Source organism: Neobacillus sp. B24 (genome assembly GCF_055381825.1).
This window is the reverse complement of record NZ_AP035777.1, coordinates 650,753-662,500: the sequence shown is the minus strand read 5'-3', so window position 1 is coordinate 662,500 and position 11,748 is coordinate 650,753. Positions and strand designations below refer to the sequence as shown.

General features: G+C 42.3%; 8 protein-coding genes (1 of these 8 running past the window's edge). 6 read left to right on the top strand and 2 right to left on the bottom strand.

Annotated elements, in window-relative coordinates; translation table 11 throughout:
• Nucleotides 1–666: the 5' portion of a macrolide family glycosyltransferase gene (locus tag ACZ43M_RS03140; protein ID WP_464506029.1), read on the bottom strand. Its footprint begins 516 nt before the window's first position; the window shows 666 of its 1,182 coding nt (coding positions 1–666); it begins with the start codon at nucleotides 664–666; its stop codon lies beyond the left edge, outside the window.
• A gap of 221 nt (nucleotides 667–887) precedes the next feature.
• On the opposite strand from ACZ43M_RS03140, the gene ACZ43M_RS03135 reads away from it, so the two are divergent.
• Both ACZ43M_RS03135 and ACZ43M_RS03130 read left to right on the top strand, forming a co-directional pair.
• Entirely contained in the window at nucleotides 888–1,571 is a 684-nt protein-coding gene (locus tag ACZ43M_RS03135; protein WP_464506028.1) for an SIMPL domain-containing protein, read from the top strand.
• Between the two features lie 183 nt (nucleotides 1,572–1,754).
• On the top strand, nucleotides 1,755–2,777 hold the full coding sequence (locus ACZ43M_RS03130) for an acyltransferase (protein ID WP_464506027.1): 1,023 nt from the start codon (nucleotides 1,755–1,757) through the stop codon (nucleotides 2,775–2,777).
• A gap of 120 nt (nucleotides 2,778–2,897) precedes the next feature.
• On the opposite strand, the gene ACZ43M_RS03125 is transcribed toward ACZ43M_RS03130, so the two are convergent.
• Nucleotides 2,898–4,025, bottom strand: a complete 1,128-nt coding sequence (locus tag ACZ43M_RS03125; RefSeq protein ID WP_464506026.1) for a glycerate kinase — start codon at nucleotides 4,023–4,025, stop codon at nucleotides 2,898–2,900.
• 323 nt (nucleotides 4,026–4,348) lie between these two features.
• Between ACZ43M_RS03125 and ACZ43M_RS03120 the strand changes: the two genes are divergently transcribed.
• The 4 genes from ACZ43M_RS03120 (at nucleotide 4,349) to ACZ43M_RS03105 (ending at nucleotide 11,469) form a co-directional block, all read left to right on the top strand.
• A complete protein-coding gene (locus ACZ43M_RS03120) occupies nucleotides 4,349–7,381 on the top strand; it encodes an efflux RND transporter permease subunit (protein ID WP_464506025.1) in 3,033 nt (1,010 codons plus the stop codon).
• A 251-nt stretch (nucleotides 7,382–7,632) separates the two neighbouring features.
• Nucleotides 7,633–9,078 carry a L,D-transpeptidase family protein gene (locus ACZ43M_RS03115; protein ID WP_464506024.1) on the top strand — a complete coding sequence of 482 codons (1,446 nt, stop codon included), beginning with the start codon at nucleotides 7,633–7,635 and terminating at the stop codon, nucleotides 9,076–9,078.
• Between the two features lie 385 nt (nucleotides 9,079–9,463).
• Nucleotides 9,464–10,330: a tyrosine-type recombinase/integrase gene (locus tag ACZ43M_RS03110; protein ID WP_464503641.1), complete on the top strand. Its 867-nt coding sequence runs from the start codon at nucleotides 9,464–9,466 to the stop codon at nucleotides 10,328–10,330.
• Entirely contained in the window at nucleotides 10,327–11,469 is a 1,143-nt protein-coding gene (locus tag ACZ43M_RS03105; protein WP_464503642.1) for an IS91 family transposase, read from the top strand. Before ACZ43M_RS03110 ends, ACZ43M_RS03105 begins: the two co-directional genes overlap by 4 nt.
• The last annotated feature ends 279 nt before the right edge of the window (nucleotides 11,470–11,748 follow it).

Genomic DNA, 11,748 nt, shown 5'->3' with positions numbered 1-11,748 from the left:
TCCTTTGATTGCAGTTAAGTCAAAGTTTTGGTGCCCTTGGCGAGGAGTGATAGATGGACCGACAAATTTAAATGACTGATCGAATTCTTCTCCAGCCGGTTGAAACTCCCTTGTTGTATAAACGATTGTAAGCGGCGCGGGATTACAAAAGACTTCATAAGGTGATTGAATTTCCACCCCATATTTCTCCTGCACTATTCCCTTCAACCTGTTATATTCCTTAAATGTCTCGGCAGGTATATTTTTAGAAAGCTGTTTGACCAATGAGGTTTTTGTCTGTGCGAACGATGTACACGAATTGACTGCCGGAAGCTTAAGAATTTGTGCCAGTAAACGTCCGCAGCCAAACATCGAATCGTGGATGATGTAATCAAAATGCTCCCCTTCCATTTGCTCCAGAACTGCAGGTATCATAATATCGGCGGTACGCAAAAGTCCATTGATTCTTTCGAGTAGATTATTTCTCCCGCCTGAGATAAAGGCATTTATAAACTTTTGGCCATCAAAGGTTTTGACATTTGCACCTGTCTTCTCGATTCGCTCGCGAAAATCTTCAATTGTAAAATACACAATCTCTTCCCCACGCGAAATAAGCTCCTGTACCACCCCAACCGTAGGATTGATATGTCCTTCTGATCCGCCATTAATAAATAGAACACGTGCCACGATACCGACCTCTTATCATAAATATTTATTTTCCTAGACACAGAAGATTGACTACAAAGTCGCATACGTCAAGTTTACCTGAATTCGTTCCTATTATACTTTTTTTACTGTTACTATCACTAATCGGTAAGCTTGAATTGGTATCGAGATTTTTTATCTATTTAAACATCTTCTTTAATACACTGTTATATGAAGGAAATTTAATGGAAGGAAGTGCTTTGATGTATTATCAACATTCATGGGGGCGGGCATATCCAGCTTGGGGGGCCGATTCTAGAAATGGCCATAATATTTTGGAACTAACAGGAGAAGGATCGGTGTCTGCACCACCAGATATGTCGATTATTACATTGGGTGTGGTTTCTGAGGATCCCACTCTTACCAATGCCCAACAGGAAAATAATGAAACCACGACTAAAGTGATCCAGTCACTCATTAGCCTCGGGATTGCAAAGGAGAATATCAAAACATCAGATTACCGGATCGAAACGGTCTATGATTACGAAAACGGCAAACAAACATTAAGAGGGTATCGCGTCGTTCATTTACTGCAAGTCCTAAATCATCAGATAAACCAAACTGGAGTCATTGTCGATACGGCCGTTAGGAACGGGGCAAATACAGTAACAAATATTGAATTTAAAGTGGAAAATCCACAGATTTACTACGGTCAAGCGTTGGCACTTGCCCTGAACGATGCGCAATTTAAAGCTGCAGAACTCACGAAAAAGATGGGCGTAAAGCTAAATAAGGTTCCAATTTCCATACAAGAGTCTAGTCAAACTTCACCAGTCATTCCTCTGCAAACTGCGCTCTTTGCCAAAAGTGAAGCGGGAACGCCCATCCAGCCCGGCAAACTAAAAATTACTGCAGCTATTCAGGCGAAGTTTTCATACTATTTATAGATTGAAGCACCTATAGGAACCATGGGGACGGTTCTGCAGGCTTTTTGGGTACTAGAAAAGCACCACGAGAACCGTCCCCGTGGTTCCCCGCGGTTCCCAGCTTCGTCCCCACATAACACTGTCCATTTAGGAAATAATAGGAGGAGTGTTTGCCAGTAGGAACAGGAAGATGAGGGCGGATTGATGGAGAGAAATTTTGCGATTGATTTTGTTAAATTTTTTGCGATTGTGGCTGTTGTCGTTATTCATACTTTCCCCAGCGACGATAAGCTGTGGTTCTTTCTGCTTGATAACTTTTCGAGGTTTGCCGTCCCCTTTTTCTTTGCTGCATCAGGGTTCTTATTTGGTATCAAGGTCATCGATAATCCGAAATCAACCGCTTATTTTAAAAAATATGTCATAAAATTGCTGAAAATTTACGTCAGTTGGCTCTTGTTTTATATCCTTTATGATATTCTGCGGATTTCTATACGAGGAGGAAACGTAGAGCACGAGTTATCCAAATTTATTGACGGATTGACCGCCCTCAATCTGTTTTATTATGGACATGGCACAAGCGGATATCAATTGTGGTTTGTCATCGCCTTAGCATGGAGCACGGCTGCTGTGTACCTCTTTTTTAAGCTAAAAAAGATAGCGCTGCTGTTATTCCTTAGCCTTTGTTTCAATATAGCAGGTCTATTTGGACAATCCTATTCTCATTTCTTTAAAATCACTTTATCTACACGGGATGCCCTGTTTATTGGATTATTTTACACAACTTTAGGATTTTCCTTTGCCAGCGCTTTGCCGTTTATTAAATCTATAAAGTGGGAGAAACAGACCTATTTTCTGCTGATTAGTCTCTTCTTTATACTACAGGCGTTTGAGGGATATTGGCTTGAAAAACAACTGTCTGCAAAGCATGGAGAATACTTTATCTCGACCATCCTTCTAACGGTCAGCATATTTTTGTTCATTACCCATTTCCCTCGGCTTGGAAAGGGACTGCCGATTACCAAAATTGGCGGCAACGCCTTGGGCATCTATGCCATCCATGTTCTATTGATTGATATTGTCGACATTTTGTTCAACTCACTCGGATTGGCAGATTTCTCCCATAACCTGCTGTGGAACCTGATCGACGCATCACTTGTCTTTACTCTTTCCTATATCATGTACCGCGTCTTGCAATACGCCAAGTCACGGCAGCATTTTTTGAGGTGAATGAGACTTTAGGGGACAGTTCTTTGCTTCTTCTTCAGAAGCAGACAACTGTCCCCTGTTTCCTTCAGGGTTGCTAATCCATCCGGGGTTTCTCTCCTTATTCAAAAGCGCTGATGATAGCTATATTTTCAGCACTCGACAAATATTTTCCGCAGCGGAGGCTAAATTGGATTCCCCGGATGCTAGGGCTTCCTCTAATGTCGTAACTCCTTTTAAAATCCCGATGATAGCGGTAAATCCGTTTTCATATAGCGCTTCGACACCATTACCGATCCGGCCGGCAAAAGCAATGACAGGAACATCATATTTATTGGCTACCAATGCTACCCCGTAAGGAGTTTTTCCAAACAGTGTTTGACCATCAATACTTCCTTCGCCTGTAAACACGAAGTCTGCACCCTTCACGATTTCCTCCAGCCCAGTATACTCAATGACAAGGTCAATACCCTTCTTTAATCGGGCCTGTAAAAAGGCCATTAATCCCCAGCCAAGTCCGCCTGCAGCACCAGCACCATCTACACGGGCATAGTCCTTACCTAATTGTTTCTTGGTCACTTTAGCAAAATGAGCCAGATTTTGATCAAGAATGCTTACGATTTCAAGCGTAGCGCCCTTTTGCGGACCAAAAATGGCAGATGCTCCAGCCTCACCTGTTAATGGATTCGTTACATCACAGGCGACATCCATCCGTACGGACCCAATCCGCTCATCCATTCCGCTTATGTCGATGGAATGAAGCCGGCTTAAGGCGCCTCCGCCAAACGGCAGCTCCTCACCCTTTTCGTCCTTAAGAGAAACACCCAACGCTTGGAGCATCCCTGCTCCGCCATCATTGGTGGCACTTCCGCCAATTCCTATCAAAAACCGTCTGACACCTTTGTCTAAAGCATGCTTAATTAATTGACCAGTTCCATAGGTTGTGGTGAGTAACGGGTTTCTGTCTTCTGGCTTAAGTAACTCAAGGCCGCTGGCACTAGCCATCTCAATAACGGCAGTCTGACCTTCGTCTATCAAACCGTACTCTGCCGCTACTTGCTCTCCTAATGGACCGGTTACTTCTGTCTTAATTAATTCGCCATTGGACATACTCACCAATGACTCTACTGTTCCTTCCCCGCCGTCAGCCATCGGAACGATGACACATTCCGCATTTGGAAAAACTGCCTTAATCCCTTTTTCCATTGCAAGGGCAGCTTTCTTTGCCGACATACTTTCCTTAAATGAATCGGGAGCTAGTACAAACTTCATAATAATCTGTCCTTTACATTTGATAAACTTTTTCTTTTTAAAATAGGAGGATGACTTTCCCTGTTTCCCTTTGATATAACCTTTAATTTCAAGCAATCCGATTGAAAAGTCAATGTCATTTTTTCGACAAAAACACGAATAAACTGGGCCAGGTCCCCGTTGCCTTTATAGAACCGGGGCAGGTCTCGGTACAGAAAGCAGAGAATTGTCTCTTACCATAATGTATTTTTTTGTAAAACTAGTATAATTATCCTATTAATAGTATGATAGAAAAGGTATAATTTACCTGTTTATAATACATTTGTACTAAGGGGATGTTTTTTATGACTTGGTTTACCAAGTGGGCATTACGGAACAAAGCCGCGTTAACTTTTGCCGTCATTGCCTCGATGATTTTTGGAGTCTTTAGTTACACCACGATTCCAATGGAGCTCATGCCATCAGCCGACCAGCCCTATGTTACCATTTCCGTGGTAGGACAAGGCGTCGATGCCGTAAGCATGGATGAGCAGGTTACACAGCCAATTGAAAAAGCAATAAGCGGTGTCAGGGGCAAACAAAATATTGTCGCCCAAACGGGGAATAATTTTACCCAGCTGACCGTCACCTTTGAATCGAGCATTGATGTAAAAGAAGCGAAACAGCAAATTCAAGAAAGAATTTCGATGGTCCCACTCCCCAATGGCGTGATGAAGCCATACGTAGTCAACCTCAACACATCCGAAATTCCCATCGTAGAATTAGGCCTTACCTTTGATAAAGAAATTGGCAATCATGAGCTAAACATCGTAGAAAACGAGATTATGCCGATGTTCCAGGACTTAAAAGGCATTGGCAATGTCATCACAAACGGCGGAAGAAATCAACAGGTCATGATTGAAGTCGATCCTGCCAAGCTAGCTGCAGCCGGGGTCCCGCTCGAAAAGCTTTACACCCTGCTTCAAGGAAAAAATGCCTCTGTGGCGATGGGCGAACAAACACTAAACAACGAAGCCACCAGCATAATCGTAACAGGAAAATTAGAATCGCTGGACGACCTCAATAACATCCAGTTAATCGGTGACACCAAACTGCAGGATGTTGCTTCAATCAAAATGCAAAAGGATACCGAAAGCATTACCCATTTAAACGGGAAGAATTTTATCGATGTCGTTATTCAAAAGGATTCCACCTCCAATGCGGTAACCCTTGGAAAAGCTGTCGAAGATACGGTTAAAACGATCAATAAGGACTACGCAGGAACGCTGCAGGCAGAAATCGTGATGAATTTAGGAAATACCGTTCTTGATTCGATCAATTCGATGACAAGAGAAGTTTTGACTGGGGCCTTATTTGCCACGCTGATTATCTGGTTATTCCTGCGCAGTTTCCGCATGACCCTGATTACGATTGTCAGCATCCCGCTGTCCCTTTGCATTACCATGATTCTGCTTTCCTTCTTTGATGTTACCTTAAACATTCTCACACTCGGAGGAATTGCGGTATCAGTCGGACGGCTGGTCGATGACAGTATCGTGGTCGTAGAAAATATTTACCGAAGAAAGAAAAATAACGAATTAACCCCTGCCTTTTTGATTGAGGCAGTTAAGGAAGTCGGCGCAGCGATCACATCATCCACGCTCACAACGGTGGCCGTATTCCTGCCAATGCTGATTGTCTCAGGTGGTTTACGGGATATTGTTGCCCCGTTTGCGATTACGATTACGTGTTCCCTGCTTGCTTCTCTGCTTGTTTCCCTGACAGTGGTCCCAGCACTCAGCGGCCGGATGATGAAAAAGGTAAAAGTGAAAGAGCATAAGAAGAATAGCTTCTATCCGTCTCTATTGAAATGGACGCTTAATCATAAATGGCTTCCAATCATTCTAACCGTCCTTGTTGTCGTGGGTTCTGTCGGTTTATTTGTGAGCATGCCTAAAGGATCTGTCGATCAGAAGGACTCCGCCTACATAGCCATCGGTCTTCGCTATGACAGCGGTACCCCATTTAGCGAAATAAAAGACGATGTGGCAAAAATGGAGGACATACTTTCCAAAAAAAATGGGGTTGAAACCCATATTGCCGTGGCAGGGGTTAATGAAGAAGCAGCTCAATATGGCAATTTGACAGATGCAAAAGTGGTTCGCTTTATGGTTTTTCCTAAAGAAGGGACCGATTCCGCCAAATTTGTCAGAGACATCCGCAAAATAAAAGATCAGTTTCCAAATGGTGAGCTGACCGCTGACACTGCCGGATTATTGGGAACTAATACAACAACGGTTTCAGTTGATGTTCTAGGCAAGAACGATGCTGACATTAAAAAAGCTGCTGACTTTGTGAAAGAAAAAATTGGCAGCATTGACGGGGTACAAAAAGTAGAAAGCAACGACCAAGATAAGAAGCCAACCGTTACCATTGAAGTGGATTCGAAGGCAGCCAATGCACAGGAAATCTCTCAGTCTATTTATGCAATGATTAAGCCTGCTGTCATTGGAAGCATTAAAGTAGACGGCCGAACCACTGCCGTCAAATTAGGCGCACTAAAAGAAATTCAAACGGTAGACGAGCTTAAAAATCTGCAGTTGGCGACACCGGCTGGCCCTGTTGCGTTATCAAGCATTGCTAAGATAGAGGAAAGCAAGGAACAAGGCACTATTTTTACAAAAGATGGCCATCATTATCTACAAGTCTCGGCGCAAGTTAATCCCGACAAAATGGTGGACGTAGCCGGGAAAATTCAGCAGCAGCTGCCCTCTTGGAACAAAGATGATGCGTTTGCAAAAGATACAAGCGCGGAACTTACCGGTTCTTCGATGCAGTCCTCCGATCAATTAATGGAACTCGCCAAACTGTCGATGTTTTCGATTGGAATCGTATTTATGATTCTACTTGTGACCTTAAAGTCGTTCAGGGCCAGCATCGCTATCTTGATTTCATTGCCGCTTGCTGCCATCGGTTCGCTTTTAGGGCTGGTCGTGACCAACTCAAGCATCAATATTTCATCCGGTATCGGCATGCTGATGCTCGTCGGAATTGTCGTCACGAATGCCATCGTACTGGTTGACCGGATCCGCCACAATGAGGAATCCATGAGTATTCGCGAGGCGATTTTAGAAGCAGGTTCGGTGCGGCTGCGGCCGATTTTGATGACCGCCCTTGCCACCGTGTTTGCCATGGTGCCACTTCTGTTCGCGCATGAATCAGCGATGAGCTTAAATCTCGTTTCAAAAGGGCTCGCCGTTGTGGTTATTTTCGGACTGATTGTGTCCACGCTTCTGACACTGATTGTCATACCGACATTCTATGAACTATTCCACTTCCGGAAAGCCAAAAAACAACGGCTGCAGGCAAACCGGACATCGGGTACTATTAGCCAATAATAACGACTTGCCTCTTATATAGGAAAGCAAAGGACCGCACGTATGCAATTTGCATAAGCTGTGCGGTACTTTTTTTATTTTTACTATGAGGCAAGGGGCGTTTCCGCATTCTTCATAAAAATTTCAATCATTAGCAAAATCCGACATGTTTCGAATGTGACATTTAGTACAATTGTATTATAAAATAATTACATCTTCCTTAATATTCAGAAATATTTGACTAAACAAGGATTATGAAGCTAGGGGGAATCTTGATGGATAGTACCGTAACTATCGGAGAAATTGACAAACAAAGGGTAAACTCGACTAAATGGTTTGCAAACTGGAAGTTTATCACTGCCGGTGTCATCATGATGATTGCGCTCATCATTGCGGCACTGGGCTACTATCAGGCCACCCACTTTAATTCAAGAATCAGTATTAATGGAATCAACGTTGGCGGACTAACCGCTGATAAAGGACTCGAGAAATTACAAACATCAGTATTAAAAAATGTGGTCTATGTTGGCGAGCAGCAGGTATTAGATGGAAACGATACGAAGATGGCATTTGGCGATCAAGATTTGCCCGTTGTCAAAAAATTATTAAAGAGCCAATGGACATTTTTTCCTTCTTCAAAAGAAAAGAGTTTTTCCATCATGCCAACTAATCAAGATCCATTTCGCAGCGAGACGTTGAAAAAGCAGCTGGAAGAAAAACTGGTCACTATGAATCAGAGTTTAACAGCGCCAGTAGACGCAGAGGTTCATTTGGAACAAGGTAAAATTGTTATCTCGAAAAGCGTGAGCGGTGGGCAGTATGATGTTGCACTTCTTTTAAAAGAATACGACCAGCAGAAATACATTAGTGAAATTCGTCTCAATCCAGCATACATACAGCCTATAGCCGAAGATAGTGAGATTATAAAAAATAAACAGAAGACGTTCGAAGAATTCCTTGCCCGCACCGTTGACTATAAGGTGCAGGATAAGGTTTATACGCTAAAAGCGAGCGAGTTAATTAAGAATGCCTCTCTTACAAAGGATTTGCACGTTAAGATCGAGGATACGGGTGACCTTAAAAATAAGGTTGCTGAAATTAATAATGTTCAATCGACATTAAATAAGGATTTCACTTTCAAAACGTCTTCGGGTTCGGTGATATCGATTAAAGGCAGAGGCTATGGCTGGGCCTTAGATGTCGAAAAAGAAACACCGGTCATTCAGGCCGCTTTTGAAAACGGGGAAAAAACGGTTTCCGCCTCCAATGTTCACGGCAATGGCTGGAAGGGTGAAGGCTATGGATTTGATACGATCACGAATAATGGCATCGGTGATACGTATGCCGAAGTCTCCATTGCCCAGCAGCGAATGTGGATCTATAAAAATGGCCAATTAGTTACTACTACCAATGTTGTAACCGGGAACCTAAGCACCGGTAATGCTACATCAAAAGGAGTATGGTATATCCTCTATAAGAAATCACCTTCCGTGCTGACAGGCAGAGAAAACGGAAAAATCACGTATCAGACTCCTGTACAATATTGGGTTCCATTTACAAATGACGGCCAGGGAATCCATGACGCCAACTGGAGGTCAAACTTTGGCGGCAATATCTATCAAAGCAACGGCTCACACGGCTGTGTCAACACACCGCCAGGCATTATGAAAACTGTGTATGCCAGCCTCAGCACCCATGATCCAGTTATAGTTTATTAAACTATTCATTTAGAAGGGACGGTTTGCACCGTCCCTTCTTCTATTGTGTCGGGGGAACCATGGGGACCAGGGGGACGGTTCTACTGGTGCCATTTGTACAAGAAATTTGGGACCACGAGAAGAACGAAATCGCTACGCGATGGCTTTTTAAAACCCCACTCGCACCTAAAAAAGTATAAAAAAAATGAAAAAGTATGTTCTCTGTGGTATTGTTTTATCGCCAAACAAAACAACCAAGGAAGGACATACTTTTTCACTTGAAGATTATATCACGCACTTTCCAAAAAATAAATCTACATATTTTCCCTTTTCCAAACAGGGCTCCTCCTGCCTTCTGATTATTGATCTATTACTTAGCTATTAATCAACATCAGGAGGAAACATCATGAATCAATATGAACAAAAAGTGGAGTTATACTTTGAGCTTAAGGGCACCCCGGATTCCTCAAAAGAATCGTACTGGCGCAGAATGAACGCTTTTCTGAGTTATATGCAGGAACACACTAGACCCATAGAAGAAATGACCTTGGAGGATGTCCAACAATACATCCTTTACCTCAAAAAAGACAAGGGTCTATCCCCAGGAACCATTAATAATTACATTTCTGCGATTAAGTTCTTCTATACCTATGTTTTAGAAAAGGAATGGAATTCTATTAAGGTTCCGAGGATGAAAAGAGCCCAAAGTTTCCCTGTCATCCCACCTAAAGAAGAAGTTCTTTTACTATTAAATTCAACCAATAACTTGAAGCATAAAGCCATTCTTGCATTAATTTACGGCAGTGGACTTCGAGTTAGCGAAGTAGCTAAATTAAAAATTTGCGATATTGATAGTAAGAGTATGCGAGTTCGCGTCCAAAACGCTAAACACAATACCAATCGATATACCATTCTATCCGAGACAGCACTGATAGTGCTGAGGGAATATTTTAAACATTACTTTTCCAAAGATTATACACGGAATGATTGGTTATTTCCAGGTCGAGATAAGTCGGACCCTATTCATGTCAAAACGATAAAAAATACCTTAATTAAGTTAAAAGACAAGCTTCAACTTGATCCGAATATTTCTGCTCATACACTTAGACATTGTTTTTCCACGCATCTTTTAGAAGATGGGGTGGAACCAGTGTTCATCCAACAGATGCTTGGGCATAAGAGTTTGAAAACTACTTTAACGTACCTGCATATGACCTCCAAGAGTGTCATGGGAATCAAGAGCCCCTTAGATACCGGAGGGGATAAGGCATGAGTACAATCCAAGAAATTTTTCGGAAATTCTATCCCATGTATGTAGAAAAGTACAGACCATCAAAAGGGCAAGCCAAGGCAGCTAGGGCAATCATGAACTGCAGAACGGCCACCCTCGGTGGCCATGCCTATGGATGTCATAATTGTGGTCATACTCAAGTAAGTTATAATTCTTGCCGGAATCGGCACTGCCCGTCGTGCCAAGGGGTGACAAAAGAGGTCTGGATTGATAAAAGGAAAAAGGATATCCTTAACGCCCCATATTTTCATGTGGTTTTTACCATGCCGGAACAGCTGCACATGTTAATTTATCATAATCAGAAACTACTTTATGATTTAATGTATAAAGCCGTCTCGGAGACCTTATCGGAACTAGCCCAAGACCCTAAATATTTGGGAGCCCAAATCGGTTTTTTTTCTGTCTTGCATACTTGGGGTCAAAATTTGCATTATCATCCTCACATTCATACCGTGGTATTGGCTGGAGGATTAAACAAACTAAATCGCTGGTGTAACTCCAGTCATAAGTTTTTCATCCCTGTAAAAGTGTTATCTAAGAAATTCCGTGGGAAGTATCTATACTTTTTAAAGCAATATTATGAACAGAACCGACTCCAGTTTTATAACGAGGCAAAGAGTTACGAAGATCCAAAACAATTTCAGCGGTTAATAGACAAATGTTATTCAATAAACTGGTATAGCTATACGAAAAGAACCTTCTCAGGTCCATTGGCAGTGGTGCAATATCTTGGCCGTTATACTCATCGAATCGCGATCTCCAATCAACGAATTATTTCAATTGGTAAAGATACTGTCACCTTTCGGGCAAAAAATTATCGGGACAATAGTCGGAAAAACACTATTACGATGAGAGGTGTGGAATTTATTCGCCGATTTCTCATGCATATTCTCCCGAAGGGATTAGTGAAAATCAGGCATTACGGAATACTGGCCAACCGGAATAAGAAAACCAAACTAAGAATCTGCAGGATTTTAACCCAAAGCCGAGTCTACAAACCAGCTTTTGAAGGACTTAGTACCATTGAAATAGTTTCTAAACTTATTGGGAAAGACATCACTTTATGTCCTTCCTGTAAAAAAGCACACCTGGTGGCTGCCGTATCAGACGGGCTGCCTTAAGCAGAAAAAACTGAATACCATTTTAAAAAGCCTCTTCAGTGGGGAGGGGGAAAGTTTACCCAAAAACAATGAAAATCAAAGAGGAACGCTGGTAGCAGATTCAAAATAGAAGAAAAAACAAAAATTAATAGGGTAAGAAAAAGATTGAATCCCCATAGAGAAGGGGGCCGCGACTTCATTCTTCTCGGGCAATCAAAAATTTTGCGCAAATGGACGCGTTTCATTAGAAAGCACTAAGGCACAGCTAGTTCAGTTCACTAGCTGTGCCTTTTTACGCGC

What these genes read in the sequence shown, in the direction of transcription:
- ACZ43M_RS03125 (WP_464506026.1), bottom strand. Translation starts at nt 4,025, where the DNA reads ATGAAGTTTGTACTAGCTCCCGATTCATTTAAGGAAAGTATGTCGGCA.
- ACZ43M_RS03120 (WP_464506025.1), top strand. Translation starts at nt 4,349, where the DNA reads ATGACTTGGTTTACCAAGTGGGCATTACGGAACAAAGCCGCGTTAACT.
- ACZ43M_RS03105 (WP_464503642.1), top strand. Translation starts at nt 10,327, where the DNA reads ATGAGTACAATCCAAGAAATTTTTCGGAAATTCTATCCCATGTATGTA.
- ACZ43M_RS03130 (WP_464506027.1), top strand. Translation starts at nt 1,755, where the DNA reads ATGGAGAGAAATTTTGCGATTGATTTTGTTAAATTTTTTGCGATTGTG.
- ACZ43M_RS03135 (WP_464506028.1), top strand. Translation starts at nt 888, where the DNA reads ATGTATTATCAACATTCATGGGGGCGGGCATATCCAGCTTGGGGGGCC.
- ACZ43M_RS03110 (WP_464503641.1), top strand. Translation starts at nt 9,464, where the DNA reads ATGAATCAATATGAACAAAAAGTGGAGTTATACTTTGAGCTTAAGGGC.